The 13,561-nt window shown below is 46.2% G+C and carries 17 protein-coding genes and 2 riboswitches; of the genes, 4 read left to right on the forward strand and 13 right to left on the reverse strand.

The features are described 5' to 3' along the window. Positions 1 to 4: 4 nt before the first annotated feature. The 5 genes from N288_RS13710 to N288_RS13730 all read right to left on the reverse strand — a co-directional run bounded on the left by N288_RS13710 (position 5) and on the right by N288_RS13730 (position 5,597). Positions 5 to 1,498, reverse strand: coding sequence for an acyl-CoA reductase (locus N288_RS13710; RefSeq protein ID WP_232217695.1), 1,494 nt, complete (start codon positions 1,496 to 1,498; stop codon positions 5 to 7). Further along, positions 1,461 to 2,564, reverse strand: a complete 1,104-nt coding sequence (locus N288_RS13715; protein WP_009793283.1) for a LuxE/PaaK family acyltransferase — start codon at positions 2,562 to 2,564, stop codon at positions 1,461 to 1,463. Before N288_RS13715 ends, N288_RS13710 begins: the two co-directional genes overlap by 38 nt. Continuing rightward, on the reverse strand, positions 2,527 to 3,882 hold the full coding sequence (locus tag N288_RS13720) for a solute carrier family 23 protein (RefSeq protein ID WP_022544002.1): 1,356 nt from the start codon (positions 3,880 to 3,882) through the stop codon (positions 2,527 to 2,529). Before N288_RS13720 ends, N288_RS13715 begins: the two co-directional genes overlap by 38 nt. Continuing rightward, positions 3,848 to 4,399 carry an energy coupling factor transporter S component ThiW gene (gene thiW, locus N288_RS13725; RefSeq protein WP_009793281.1) on the reverse strand — a complete coding sequence of 184 codons (552 nt, stop codon included), beginning with the start codon at positions 4,397 to 4,399 and terminating at the stop codon, positions 3,848 to 3,850. Before thiW ends, N288_RS13720 begins: the two co-directional genes overlap by 35 nt. 78 nt (positions 4,400 to 4,477) lie before the next feature. Further along, positions 4,478 to 4,588, reverse strand: a riboswitch (TPP riboswitch). A 236-nt stretch (positions 4,589 to 4,824) separates the two neighbouring features. Further along, positions 4,825 to 4,935, reverse strand: a riboswitch (TPP riboswitch). Between the two features lie 56 nt (positions 4,936 to 4,991). Further along, entirely contained in the window at positions 4,992 to 5,597 is a 606-nt protein-coding gene (locus N288_RS13730; RefSeq protein ID WP_009793279.1) for a DedA family protein, read from the reverse strand. Between the two features lie 222 nt (positions 5,598 to 5,819). On the opposite strand from N288_RS13730, the gene N288_RS13735 reads away from it, so the two are divergent. Next, positions 5,820 to 6,086 (forward strand): hypothetical protein, encoded by a 267-nt coding sequence (locus N288_RS13735; RefSeq protein ID WP_022544003.1) that lies wholly within the window; start codon positions 5,820 to 5,822, stop codon positions 6,084 to 6,086. Positions 6,087 to 6,160: 74 nt separating this feature from the next. Here the strand turns inward: N288_RS13735 and N288_RS13740 are convergent, their stop codons facing one another. Beyond that, positions 6,161 to 7,006 (reverse strand): manganese catalase, encoded by an 846-nt coding sequence (locus N288_RS13740; RefSeq protein ID WP_009793277.1) that lies wholly within the window; start codon positions 7,004 to 7,006, stop codon positions 6,161 to 6,163. A 215-nt stretch (positions 7,007 to 7,221) separates the two neighbouring features. Between N288_RS13740 and asnA the strand changes: the two genes are divergently transcribed. After that, positions 7,222 to 8,205, forward strand: coding sequence for an aspartate--ammonia ligase (asnA, locus tag N288_RS13745; protein WP_219620051.1), 984 nt, complete (start codon positions 7,222 to 7,224; stop codon positions 8,203 to 8,205). Between the two features lie 56 nt (positions 8,206 to 8,261). Here asnA and N288_RS13750 read toward each other — a convergent pair whose 3' ends face one another. The 4 genes from N288_RS13750 to N288_RS13765 all read right to left on the reverse strand — a co-directional run bounded on the left by N288_RS13750 (position 8,262) and on the right by N288_RS13765 (position 10,325). Beyond that, the gene (locus N288_RS13750; RefSeq protein WP_232217696.1) at positions 8,262 to 8,732 is read right to left on the reverse strand and encodes a GNAT family N-acetyltransferase; all 471 of its coding nucleotides are present in this window, start codon (positions 8,730 to 8,732) and stop codon (positions 8,262 to 8,264) included. Between the two features lie 28 nt (positions 8,733 to 8,760). Further along, on the reverse strand, positions 8,761 to 9,510 hold the full coding sequence (locus N288_RS13755) for a hypothetical protein (RefSeq protein WP_009793273.1): 750 nt from the start codon (positions 9,508 to 9,510) through the stop codon (positions 8,761 to 8,763). A gap of 84 nt (positions 9,511 to 9,594) precedes the next feature. Then, the gene (locus N288_RS13760; RefSeq protein ID WP_009793272.1) at positions 9,595 to 9,927 is read right to left on the reverse strand and encodes a hypothetical protein; all 333 of its coding nucleotides are present in this window, start codon (positions 9,925 to 9,927) and stop codon (positions 9,595 to 9,597) included. Then, positions 9,927 to 10,325, reverse strand: coding sequence for a hypothetical protein (locus N288_RS13765; protein ID WP_009793271.1), 399 nt, complete (start codon positions 10,323 to 10,325; stop codon positions 9,927 to 9,929). The genes N288_RS13760 and N288_RS13765 overlap by 1 nt, the downstream gene beginning before the upstream one ends. Positions 10,326 to 10,407: 82 nt before the next feature. Here N288_RS13765 and N288_RS13770 point away from each other — a divergent pair, with 82 nt between their 5' ends. After that, positions 10,408 to 10,635, forward strand: coding sequence for a hypothetical protein (locus tag N288_RS13770; protein WP_009793270.1), 228 nt, complete (start codon positions 10,408 to 10,410; stop codon positions 10,633 to 10,635). 312 nt (positions 10,636 to 10,947) lie between these two features. Here the strand turns inward: N288_RS13770 and N288_RS13780 are convergent, their stop codons facing one another. Together N288_RS13780 and N288_RS13785 are read right to left on the reverse strand one after the other, a co-directional pair. Next, positions 10,948 to 11,223 carry a hypothetical protein gene (locus N288_RS13780; protein WP_022544006.1) on the reverse strand — a complete coding sequence of 92 codons (276 nt, stop codon included), beginning with the start codon at positions 11,221 to 11,223 and terminating at the stop codon, positions 10,948 to 10,950. A 2-nt stretch (positions 11,224 to 11,225) separates the two neighbouring features. Further along, entirely contained in the window at positions 11,226 to 11,474 is a 249-nt protein-coding gene (locus tag N288_RS13785) for a hypothetical protein (protein WP_009793267.1), read from the reverse strand. Between the two features lie 158 nt (positions 11,475 to 11,632). On the opposite strand from N288_RS13785, the gene N288_RS13790 reads away from it, so the two are divergent. After that, positions 11,633 to 11,881, forward strand: coding sequence for a YueH family protein (locus tag N288_RS13790; protein WP_101548457.1), 249 nt, complete (start codon positions 11,633 to 11,635; stop codon positions 11,879 to 11,881). Positions 11,882 to 12,090: 209 nt separating this feature from the next. Here the strand turns inward: N288_RS13790 and N288_RS13795 are convergent, their stop codons facing one another. Continuing rightward, a complete protein-coding gene (locus N288_RS13795; protein ID WP_009793265.1) occupies positions 12,091 to 13,551 on the reverse strand; it encodes a DHA2 family efflux MFS transporter permease subunit in 1,461 nt (486 codons plus the stop codon). Positions 13,552 to 13,561: the final 10 nt, after the last annotated feature.

The following is a 13,561-nucleotide window of genomic DNA, read 5'->3' on the forward strand; positions in this document are numbered from 1 at the left end:
CCTCCTATTCAACATCCGGATCATAGCGTTCCATATCTTCTTCTGCATTTCTTTCAATATCTATGACTCTTGCAAGCGACAGCAGATTGAAGCTTCCGTCATGATGCCAGCCCGGCTTTGCCCTGTTCATCTCCCCGACCGGGCAGATTCTGCTGATTCCGGCCTCACCGAGTTTGGCGCTTATATCCATTAGTCTATCAGGCAGGACCGCCAGCCCGCATGACTGCATATACTTTTTATAGGGCTGAAGATTGCCTATGCATCCTTCAAGTTCCTGGACAGAAAAAATATGAACAAATCTATTTAAGGGAGATGCTTCAAAACCGCTTCCTTCCTGAAAAACCACTGTCCAGCCTGTATTCATTCCATCTTTATAAACTGCGGTTCTGCTGCCTTTCAGTTTTTCCAGTTCATATTTTCCCCTTGTTCTTTGGATTGACAGGTGCTCTTCTTCTGACAGGACGGACCGGCGCCGCTTTTTTTCGTACCGGGCAAGCTCTGAGCCGAGCAGCTGGGCGAAACGCCGGGGCTCAACCGTCCCTCCTTCTTCTATGTAAACGGATTGCGGAGAGAGACAGCCCTGCTGGTCATAGATGCAAATGTCTTCCGCAAGCCTGCGGGCTGTCCTCGCATACAGATCAGGAGTCAAAGCTTCTTTTCCGATCATGCTGATGCTGATTTTATGCCCGTATGCCAGAAGGCACTTCCCTTCAGGAAGCCTCTTTTTAATGCTATTCACTGTTTTGTCTGATCCATATACAATAACAGCTTCGGCTGATTCAAGAGCCGGCGCTTCCATTTCGGAATTCCCGCCATGCCATGGAAGAACCGCTGCGGCCTCTGCAAGATTTTCATCTATTTCTGCCAGGGATTTCAGAAATAAAACCGGCAGGACGGGCTCAGAAAAAGAAGTTTTTCCAAGGTGTGCAGATTTCATGAGAAACCCCATGATCAGGCTCCATAGCTGGACACCAGGAACATTGCCTGAAAACACATGAAAAATCAGATCTGGCCCATAAGCCCGGCTGAGCCCGCCGGACTTTCTTGGCCGGAATTCATCCAGCATTCCCGGAGAATCAAATTCTTCTTCCAGGAAGCGCAAGAGCTCTTTTTTTCGGAATGTCCTCATATACCTTTTCAGCTCCAGCCGGATCATTTCACTGTCATAGCCGGTGACGGCAGGAAGGAGCTTCTCCGCCAATTCTCTCAGATGATAGTCAGGATTCAGCCATAGCCGGACTGCTTCATCAATTGTGCTGACTATGCTTGAAACCGGCAAATCTTTGAGGTATTGGCTGCGTTTTTCCAGTACAGCTTCAATTGTATGTTTCATTTCTTCGCCGCTGAGTTCAGGATATCTAAGCGAGAAAGTTTCTCCTTCCGCGTTATAAATCTTCTCTTTTACAACAGCTGGCTTGATTGATGACGGCAAATGGAAGATATCGACTGTTTCCGCCATCTTACCGGCCGCCCTTTGAGAGAAGCTGGTCGGCTGCAATGGAGCAGCCTCTTGCCTCAGAACCCTTTACTCTCCCGAGCAGCCTGAATCCATGCTCCGTTTTCATACCAAGATCTTCCGTCAGGACGGCCAGGCAGGAATTCCAGTTCGCCAGGTCATAGTGGGCAAGCACTCCCGTCTCTCCTTCTTTTACCGGTTCAAAAGTGGCTGGGTCCAGCACTCTCGTCTTCAGCCAGACCGGCCCGCTCTTATCGGTTATTGCCTGTTTTCCCGCAAACCTTGAATGAATATTCTGGTCATAGATCTGAGAGCTGAGCTCCGTCATGCCGTACATGTTTATCTGCAGATCCTTTTCTATTCCAAAGAAACGTACATAATGTTCAGCCATTTCTTCCGGGCTTATTTCCTTTGCCTGGCCTTTGAACCCGCCGGTATCAAAAATCCTGCTGCCCTCATGCATTAAAAATGACTGATTATTTTCTTTCAAAAAATCAAAAAAATGAACATAAGCATATGTTGCCCCCATGATCAGTACAGGTTCTCCCCTTTCTGACATCATGCCGAGCGACTCTGCTGCTCTCTGAAAGTCAAGGCCTTCTCCATTGTGAAAGAAGCGGCTGTACTCATTGCCGTAATAAAAGACAGCATTGGTAAGGTAGCGGGAAAGGGAAGAGTTTTTGTTATACTCATCTGATGGTGACAGTACAAAAATGGCCATCTTTTCCCGGTCAGGCAGTACAAAGTTTTTGAAAGGGCCTTTCATGGAGAGATCCCACAAGGATAAATCCGGATGAAAGTTCTTACCCTTAGCATCAGGATTGGTCGTCCCACTGGTCATAAAGACTGCCTCCGCCTCTTCAGCCGGTTCGCAGGTTAGTGTCAGATCTTTAAAACCATGAACCGGCATAGGGGGAATTTCTTCCCATGTGTGCACTGTAAAGGGAGTCTTCCTTTTAGCCTGGCAAAAGTTTTTATAAAATAAGTTATTCTCATACTGATAGCTGAAAAGTTTAAGCGCCAGTCTGCCAAACCTCTCATCAGAATCTTTCCCTGCTTCGATAAAATCTTTAATTTCCGCTATCAAACTGATCGATTCTTTTTTCATCACTTGCCGCTCCTTTCTTAAACAGATTTGGGAGATTGACTAAAGACAGCTGAAGAAAGATGCTAGTGAATGCTCCGATTAAGATGCTGTTCGTCAGGAATGTCCCTGCTATTCCTGACGCATTCACAGCATATGAAGGCAGTGATATGGCCAGCAGCATGGAAAGCCCGACAATCATATAGTTGATTTGAGTAGCTTCCGCCTTTGCCAGAATCGAGATCCCTGTGAACACCAGCGTTGCGGCAGCCGGCAGGAAGATTCCGCCGACAACCGGGGCCGGCGTCAGAGCCAGGAGTGCGCCCGCTTTAGGCACAAGCCCGAGCACCAGGAAGATGACAGCAGCAGCCATGACCGGGTATCTTGAGCCAACCCCGGTCAAACGCAGCAGGCCGACATTCTGCGCATAAGCTGTCGTCGGAAATCCGCCGATCAACGCTGACACAAAAGAGCCCGCCGACTCTCCCGCAAAACCGCCGCGGATCCTTTTGGCTGTCAGCTCCGTTTTCAGCATCGCAGAGGACGCCTGATAAACGCCCATTGCCTCTATTACAGCCACAAGATACGCAATGAAAAAGGTCAGGAAGGCTGCCCATTCAAATGTAAGTCCATACGGAAGCAACTGTGGAAGGCCAAACCATGCACTTTCCTTGATCATGGCAAAATCAGCTTTTCCCAGCGAAAAAGCAAGTGCATCGCCTGCAATCAAAGCAATCAAAAACGAAAAAGACTTCCAAAGACCTTTTCCGAACAAAGAAAGGCCAAGGACAATCAAAGCTGTTGTTATCGACAGCAGCAGGGTTGATGGACTGGCAAACCCTTCATCACCCGGAGAGCCTCCCAGAAATTCATGCAAAGTGAACCCGGCAAGCGAGATCCCGACTAAGAAAATGACGGTCCCGGAGATGACTGGTGTGAACAGGGCCCTCAAGCGCCCAAGCACCCCGGTTATTGATAAAAGGAACACAATGGCGGCACTCACCAGGATGCCCCCGGTTGCTGCAGCAAGCCCATTCGCCTTGCCGGCTGAAATCATAATTGCATCAAATGCAGCTGACGGTCCCTGAATGATCGGCAGGCGGACCAGCTTTGTCGCCTGTATAAAGGTGACAATACCGGCTGCAATGAAGATGCTGTTCACCATATTAGCCGATAATGCAAATGGCAGTCCGATCATAGCTGCCACAAAGATGGGATCCAGCCAGACATTCGAGACAAAAACGTGCTGGAGCCCATATAAAACGGTTTTTCCCGGCGGAAGCTTTTCTTCCAATCCTATTAATATCTCATCCGTGCTGGATTCTGTTCTTCTTTCGTCCATCTTCATTCTCCTCATCCTTTAAATTGACCTGTTCGAAAATCGGTGTCCGTTTTTTCTTCAGAATGGCCAAAATAATGATTCCCAGTAGGGCTCCGGCAGTCGAACTGAAGATAAAGAGCGGAATAAAGCCGAATAGTGCGGCCTTCTGCCCCATGATCATGGTGGCAAGCGGATATGAAAGGAGCGCACCGATGATGCCGGTGCCAATCACTTCCCCAGTAAAGGCCATCGACAGCTTTTTTGTCCTGCTGTAGAGAAGCGCTGCAAGCAGCGCACCTGCCATGCTCCCTGGAAAAGCAAATACTGAGCCGGTTCCCATTAGATTCCTGAGCAGCGATATACATAACGCCTGTGCCACGGTGTAATAAGGGCCAAGCAATACGGCTGACAGCACATTCAGCAGATGTTGGACCGGGAATACTTTTGTAAAGCCAAGCGGAATATACAGCATGCTGCCTGACAGCGTTCCCACTGCAGCCATCATTGCAGCAGCAGTTAATCTTTGTGTTTTACCCATACAAAAATCCCTCCATGCTAATTTGCACTGAGGGAATGGAGGCGGAGGGGTTAACATGCCGGCTCTTTGCCAGCCGCAGCATAAAATCCCGCACTTCCCTCCGCCGGCATAACCCGGATCAGGTATAAGGGTCAGGGCCGAAAAAGGCCCACTCTCAGCCGGACTCCTCCGGCTCCCCCAGTGCTTTTATGTATTAACTTATCTTGGATATAAGGCTGTTTAGACCTTTAACGGCCTGGCTTAGAGTTTTTAAAATGAAGTGCCGGCCATTTTACCGTTAATTCCTGCTGGTATAGGAATCTATCAAGAAGGAACTGATATAGGCTTCCAATCAATTTTAAGATTACTGCTCTTTTGATCCCCACTAAAAAAGCCCGGTCCCCATATGAAAGAAGGACCAGGCTTTTGCACACATAAAAAAAGTACTGTTGCTCATTCTACTTTCCTACGCTGGCATGATCCAGTTCAGGTCCAAAGGGTTAAAAAACATCGGTTTTCCTCTCAGCCCGCCTGTGCGGACACCCCTAGCAGTCACACAATATCCAATTAAGAATCATCATAACTTTGTTACTGTCAAAAGTAAAGACAATGTTTATTTCTTCCTGCGCCTGATCAAAAAGAAAGCTGCGCCAATAACAGCCGCCGCAATCAGCATATACACCACATTAGAATACATATCCAGATACCCCACTGCCGTTTCCCATGAATCACCAAAGGCCGCTCCAATATTTACAAGGATTGTATTCCAGATCAATGTGCCGATGACTGTAAATAGCAGAAACAGCGGAAAGTTCATTTTTGCCATCCCGGCAGGAATGGAAATCAGGCTTCTTACCAGCGGGATCATCCGGCATATCAGAATTGTCCAATAACCGTAGCGGTCAAACCATCCAAAAGCTTTATCTAAATCAGCCTTTTTCAGGCGGAGTATGCCTCCCCACCTGTCTATCATTCTCTCAAACCTGTTTCGGCTCAGTAAAAGGCCCGCCCCGTATAGCAAAGCAGCGCCCACTGTCGAGCCAAGGGTAGCCGCTGCAATCGTTCCAATAACAGTAATATTTGTTTGTGCCGTCATGAAGCCGCCAAATGTCAATATAATTTCAGACGGGATAGGGGGAAAAATGTTCTCAAGCGCAATCAGCAGGAAAATTCCTGCATATCCGAATTGTTCAATCACATCTTTAATCCAGTTCTCCATAATACCTCCCAAGACGAAAAAGCATATCAGTTAATTAACGTTAAATTCTGTTTCCTCCCCTTCAGGAAAAGGAAATTCCCTATAAGTTCAGGCCATTCAGATGAAATTAGAATAACTCATCCTGAAAAATAATCAAACAATAACTTGCACAAGACCAAAAACAAGAACATTTGTTCTTGAAGTGCATATGTTTTATGGAGACTCTTAATGAGGAGGATGTCCATGAAAGCTATCCCTGATGCTTTTGCCTGCATGGCACGTTATCTTATGGAGGATGATGAAGCATCTGCAGAATTGTGGAATAAAGTACTCCTTGCTGCTAAAAAAAACGGGTTGGGAAATGACGAGGAAGCTATATTGCCTGCTGCTGTAGAATCATTAAGGGTACTGATGAGGAAAATGAAATCATCCCAGCCTGCAAAAAGTCCTGCCGCTTATTTTTACGTTGTCATAGATCGCAAGCTAAAGCTGCTGAAGGTACATTTTTAATTTTGTTAAGAACTTACCTGAGCCGAAAAAAGATCCGCCAGTGATTAGGGGCGGATCTTCTCTTTTATGCGTAATTAAAATTGGGATGGAGGCGGTGTCTGTCCAGACGGCATTGTTCCATGAATATAAATCGGGCCTGGCGCCAAAATTGGTATCTGCCCCATCGGCTCCGGGTTTTCAATATATTCGAACTGCCCCTGTCCATCCATGCTCGGCCCTTTTGCCCATCGGCCTTCTGCACTGTCTGTCCCTTTTGAGCAGTTCATGAACGAATAAGATACTTCCTGCTTTTCCTGCTGGCGGTTGAATGTGCCAGGCACAACCTTGCCGTCCCGTGCTTCAAGCTCTGAGATTGCTGCGAGCCATTGGTTTTGGTGCATAGTGTCACGGGCAATCAGGAAAGACAGCATGTCCCTGACCCCGCGGTCTTCTGTCATTTCATAAAGACGGACCGCCTGAAGGCGTCCTTGTGATTCGGCATTAAGGTTCGCGCGGAAGTCAGCCAGCAGATTCCCGCTTGCCACTGTATAGCGGGCTGTCCAAGGATAGCCCATGCTGTCGTCCGGCTTCGCACCAAGACCGGAAACAATCGCGTGCTGCACGTTCATTCCGCCCATTGCAGCCCTGATGATTGGATCCTGTGCGGCTTCTTCCTGTTCTTTAACAGGCGCATTATCAAGCAGCTGCGCAATCATTGTAGAAAGCATTTCGACATGTGCAATTTCCTCAGTTCCGATATCAAGCAGCATATCGCGGTACTTTTGGTCAGCCCGGCAATTCCATCCCTGGAAAAGGTATTGGATCATAACGCTGATTTCACCGAATTGCCCGCCAAGGATTTCCTGCAGCTTTCTCGCATAGACCGCATCCGGTTTTTCAGGCTTTGCATTGTATTGAAGTTCTTTTACATGGTAAAACATGCTGGTCACCTCTCTTGTCTTTTAGTATCAAGGATAGCTTTACCAATTGGCCGGGAAACATGCTTGCATTTTGACAAATCATACTCTGACATTCATTAAATTGGTACAGGAACAAATGAAATTTCCTGACATAAAGTATGAAGCGGCCTATATACATGGCAAGAAAAGTGAAAACGGAGGTGCCCGTCATGAATAACCGACTGCCTGTCCCTCATTTGTATGCACCTGTAATGAATTTAATTGACACCGAAAAAGCATTGAAAAATGTGAAAGACTGCTTCGAGAAAGAGCTCTCTGAAAGGCTGAACCTTACAAAGGTATCAGCGCCGCTGCTTCTTGAAAGCAGGACCGGCATCAATGATAATCTTAATGGGGTCGAGAGGATGGCCACAATTGAGGCCAAAGACCTCGCGGAAACTTTAGAAGTTGTCCAGTCACTGGCAAAGTGGAAAAGAATGGCCCTTGCCCGGTACGGTTTTTCAGAAGGAGAAGGCTTGTATACCGACATGCGGGCAATCAGAAAGGACGAAGAGCTCGATCAGCTGCATTCCATTTATGTAGACCAATGGGATTGGGAAAAGGTCATCCCGAAAAATAAAAGAAACAAGCAGACACTTAAGGCTGAAGTAGTTTCCATTTATGAAAGCATAAAGGAAACAGAAAAAAAGCTTTTCTATTCCTGCTCGCATTTGGTGCCAGTTTTGCCAGAACAAATAAGCTTTATTACGTCACAGCAACTCGAAGACATGTTTCCCGATCTCCCTGCAAAACAGCGTGAAGACAGGATAGCAGAAAAGCTTGGTGCCGTCTTCATCATGAATATCGGCGGCTCTCTGCTTTCAGGCAGCAAGCATGACAGCCGTTCCCCGGATTATGATGATTGGAACCTCAATGGCGATCTGATCTTCTGGTACGCACCGCTGAACAGAAGCATTGAAATTTCATCCATGGGAATACGGGTTGATGAAAAATCACTCAGAAGCCAGCTCAAGGAGTGCGGAAATGAGGAAAGACTTGAGCTTCCTTTCCACAAGGCACTCTTGGACGGCAAGCTTCCTTTCACAATCGGCGGAGGAATTGGCCAGTCAAGATTATGCATGTTCCTGCTAAAAAAAGCCCATATAGGCGAAGTTCAGGCATCCGTCTGGAACAGCAGGATCAGGAAAGAATGCCAGGATGCCAATATCCCTCTTTTATAAACGGTGACAGGCACCTATACCAGTAAGCCAACTGGTATAGGTGCCTGTCACTACTGCTATTTCAGCTTCAAACAATAAACCGGCTCTGGATGATGCCCTTCCTCTACCTCTCCGGTTGGGACGAAGCCGGCTTTTTCGTACATTTTTATCGCTTTGTCATTGTTATGGATCACAGTGATATAAATTTCACTGCACTCCATGGACTCTGCCATCTCATCAATGACGGCCTTCAGGACGGGACCGCTGTATCCTTGGCCCTGATACTGATGGCCGATCATTAAACTGACCAATTCATACCACTCTGTTTCCTTCCTGAATCCATATGAAGCAAACCCGATCAAATTGCTGCCATCGTAAATAGCTCTTGGCGTATACCCAAACACCTGGCAGGCGCCAAGGAAAAAGGCATTCGATCCGACCCACCTTTCATAAATCTGGATTCGTGTTTCCTGCACTTCATCTGATTTAAGATTGATTACATCAAAGAAGTTTTCTTCCGTTACTTCCGCAAGTCTGATATCCATCATATCCCCCATTGGTAACAGCACCATGTTATTAATTTACCTCTCCAAGCGTCTTATAAAGCTCCAATGATTCTTTAAGAAAAATCTTACAAAAGCCTGTCTTTTCGTAAATCCGTTCCGCCCATGCATCAAACTCTTCAAGCGGAGGGTCATATACCAGTCCATTTTCTGTGCTGAGAAAACTTTTCCAATCATAAAACTCCCAATGGGCCGTTTCACCTGTTATGGGAACGCGGCATTCCAGGAGCGGAATAGGGTGTATTTGGCGGCTTGAATGCCCCGCAGCTATCCAAAATTCATCCCTGTCGACCGGCTCCAGATGATACGTCTGCATTGACTGCTTCCCGCCCGGCCTATGATAGGTGATTTCTGCTGCATTGCCGCTGCTTTTAATCTCAATGCCTGCCGCCGGAAAATACCCTTTTTGCGGAACTGTCGTGTCTCTATCAATCAGTACCGGCTGCAGCCACTGGTCGCCAAGGTCGCATAAAAAGCGGCTGCCTTTATCATCCTCGGCTACAACGGCGGCATGCGCCTTTTCCGTATGCAAGCTACTGCCGACAGGATAGGCCCTGATTCCTTCTTTATCAAACTCATCAAGCAGCCACAGGGCAAGATCAAAGCAGTTTCCAGTGATCCCAAACTCCTCACGGTGCTCTTTCATCTGAGAAACTTCCCTCTGCCCTATTCCTTTATGGTGCAGCCATAGCTTAGTAAGCGTCTCCATTGGAAAGCTGTCAAATCTTTTCCATACAGAAAAAATGCTTTCTGGTGCTTTCATCACGCCACTCTCCCCTAATTATCCGTTTGGTTAATTCGACAATCAATGAAGGATTTCCTTTTACATTCAAAATAAAAAAACCGGCTATTGGCCAGTTTCACTAAAACCGTCGTTTTCTTCTTCATCCATCCCCATATTTTCTTCTTCCCCATCTTCCTGCAGAAGTTTCCCTATCCATTCGGGAATCTCTTCTCCTCCGTTCTTGTGAAACACTTCGGTTACATCCTTCTCTTCCAGCCGGGACATGATATCATGAATATCATTATGGTCTCCCAATACATTGCCGAATCCCTGATTATGTTTCTTCAGGCTGGTAAAGCCTGATGGAAAGCTGTTTCCGAAGTTGACGCATGAGGCATCCTCGATGGATCCTATGTGAATGCTGTTGATTTTAAACAAAGGAGAAAAATATCTCATCACAGTTCCTCCGTTCCCGTGGTGCTTTCCAGAGCATATGGAGTCTCTTTTCCGTTGACAAGGATACGAATGCGGGCATCATCGCTGTTTTTTTCTGCTGTTTTAGTCCCTCTTGCATTTCCTTTTTTCCCGGTCTGCGGCTTCTGTTTGTTTGCTGGTGTGTAAAAGCTGTTTCCGAGATTCATCATCCCGCTCAGGCTTTTAACATCAATCCTGTCGAGAAAATAAGAAAGCTGATCCAGCTGGAAACTCTCTATATTCACTTCATTTATCTCCAAGTGGATGTTATGCCCGCTGGACTTTTCTTTTTCAAGCTCTTTCAAACGGCCCTCCATATCAGCAAGGCGGCCGTTCAATTTTCCCAGTATGGTAATCAGAGCTTTGTCATCCAATTGCATAAGAGTTCATCCTTTTTAGTGTCACATCTTCTGCTTTTGAAGGCATATGGTATAAGAGGCATAAAAACCGGGAGGGGCACGGATGAAAAAAATGATTGGACCAGCAAAAATCCATTTTGACGATATTTTCATCGGACAAATCACTGACAGCTCTGGCGTATTCATGGGCAGAAACAGACAGAAGAATTGGTCCTCCGATATAAATGGCACCTCAGGCTTTGGCTCTGTAGCGGGAGATCTCAATAAGATTTCGGGCAATCTCCACCTTGTCCAGACAGAAGGCAAAAAGGGAAAAGAAAGCTATAAATAGGCTAAGAACCCTCTTTGCTTCGTGCCACCCGTGTATAATTCCGGCTGATTTTATTCCCTTTTCCCGCCACTTTGCCAAATCCTTCTGAGATTTTACCGGTATGCTGCCAGTATACTGGTGTATTCTGTCCATAAAATATCCCGGAACTGTTTTGGATCTGATTCACTTTTATCGTTTTAAATCTGATATTGGCCAACATCCCACCTCATCTTCAAAGCCGCCTTTTTCATATTCTTATTTTGCCGGCAAGGAAAATATGACCTTCATCCTGTAAAGCTTTTTCAGGAAAAATAAAAAGCCCTAGGAAATGGCTTAAAGATCCTGACTGTCATGTTCTTGCCCTTGTTCTTCCTCACCTTCAATCCGGTAAAAGAAGGCATCCATAAAATCGCTGTCATCAACAATATTGACATTATAGGCTGAGACGTTCTGGCTTCCAGTCACCGACCCGAAGCCTGTATTATCCTTCCTGTTCACCTGCCATCCGGATTGTGTATTGTCTCCCGTAAAGATGCCGGAATTGGCCGCCATGGAGGTTATATTAATGTTAGTGAATTTTATTGAGATATTCTGTAAAGCTGACTTCATCTTTATATCTGGGAGACAGGCTGAGGATTGATGTTTTCCGGCTGGGCAATCGGCGTATCTGCAACATCCGGATCATTGACAAAACTGAAGTTGCCAAGAGAGGCAGCGTTGATATATACCCCGTTTCCAGTATTCAATTTCCCTTGAGCGTTCCAGTCCGGCTGGCTGTTCTGCCCCGTGGAAATGATGGAATTGGATGACATGCTAATAACATTAACCTGATTAAAAATAACCGAAACAGGCAATTCCATCCCTCCTTTCTGCTTGTAATGCCACTATATGCATGATTAGATCGGTTTGTGTGCCACGGGCACTCAGGCTTTTACAGAAGCTTCACCACGAATATTCGATTCTGCATCCAAATGATGTTATAATGGATGAAACGGCTCATAAGGGAAGGATGACCAATTTGATAACTTCTTACGAGAAAATTACCATTTCCGGAAACAAGTATGCCGAGGTCTTCCTGAATATAACAGAAGACAAACGATTCATTATATCCATCCCTTCCATCAGCTGGTCAGCTGAAATCAGCCAGCTGGATGAATTGAAAGAACAATTTAATCATCTCCAGTCGTCACTGAATTTTCATATGTTTGAAGGGAACACAGAAGAGCTTGCTGCCGCCATTATTAAAGAAGCAGAAAAACATATCTGATTCTCTTTTTCAAACCGCCTGGCAGAGTGACTCTGTTAGGTGTATAAACATCATAAAGCCCCTCGATCCTACCCTACATTCTCTTTTTTTGCTAAAAAACCCATAAAGAAAGCACGGAAGAGGATATCCGTGCTTTTTCATATTCCATTTTTTATCTGCTACGATTGCTAAAGAATAAAGCCCGGAACATAGCCCGGGCTTTACGCTATTTAATTTTCCTGATGCTCAACCTTGACACGCTTAATAAAGAATGAAGCAATCAATCCCAAGATGGCCACACAAATGGCAAATATAAAAGCATCCTGGATGCCTGCTGTCAATGATAGCGGCAGCAGAGAAGAATCCTGCGGGTTTGCAGCTTCTTCCATATAGCTCTTTTGGCCCGCTGTCATGATGGAAATCGCGACAGCCGTCCCAATCGCACCGGCTACCTGCTGAAGTGTATTCATGATAGCCGTTCCGTCTGGATAAAGTTCTGGCGGCAGTTCATTGAGGCCATTTGTCTGAGCCAGCATGAATACCATCGCAATACCAACCATCATGAAGATATGCAGCATTACAATATATCCGGCTGACGTATCATTTGTAATTCCGGAGAACGCAAACATGACGATTGTGACAATCACAAGACCGCCGCGGACCAGCCATGTGGGACCATATTTATCGAACAAGCGTCCCATTACAGGGGACAGGATTCCATTGACCACTCCTCCGGGCAGCAAAACCAGCCCAGCCGCAAATGTAGTCAGCAGAAGTGAATTCTGCAAGTAGAGAGGAAGCATGATCATTGAAGATAATATGACCATCATTGCGATCAGCACCATCAGCAGGCCTAAATTGAACATAGGGTATGAAAAGGTGCGAAGATTGATCATAGGCTGCTTCATCTTTGTCTGGCGGATACAGAAGAGAATCAAACCGACTACTCCAAGCACAAGAGCAAGGATAACTTTCGGGCTCCCCCATCCGCCTTCTCCTTCACCGGCACTGCTGAATCCGAATACGATTCCACCGAAACCGATCGTTGATAAAAGGATGGACAGCAGATCGATCTTTGGCTTGGTAGGGCTGGAAACATTCTGCATATAAAATAGTCCAAAAATAAGAGCAAGAACAAAGAACGGCAATGAGATCCAGAAAATCCAATGCCATGTCAGATTCTGCAGAATCAATCCTGATATCGTCGGTCCGATTGCAGGAGCGAACATAATGACCAGACCGATGATCCCCATCGCCCCTCCCCGCTTATGCGGTGGTATGATGACAAGAATTGTATTGAACATAAGCGGCAGCAGAAGCGCTGTTCCGATTGCCTGGATGACACGAGCGAGCATCAGGATGCTGAACACAGGCGCAATCGCTGCAATGAATGTTCCAATGATTGAGAATACAAGCGATACTGCAAATAGCTGCCTCGTCGTAAACCATTGCAGGAGCAATCCTGAAATCGGCACCAATATCCCAAGGGTCAATAAATACCCTGTTGTCAGCCATTGAACGGTAGCTGCATCCGTTTCAAAAATCACAATTAGATCCCTGATTGCCATATTCAGGGCGGTTTCACTGAACAGGCCTATAAATCCTGCTATCAGGAAAGAAATAATAATAGGAACCGCTTTGATATCCTTTAATGCATTCGGCGCGGCTGCGCCTTGGTTAGTACTTTGCACAATGATTCTC

It is taken from the genome of Bacillus infantis NRRL B-14911 (assembly GCF_000473245.1).
In the GTDB taxonomy this organism is placed as follows: domain Bacteria; phylum Bacillota; class Bacilli; order Bacillales; family Cytobacillaceae; genus Bacillus_AB; species Bacillus_AB infantis.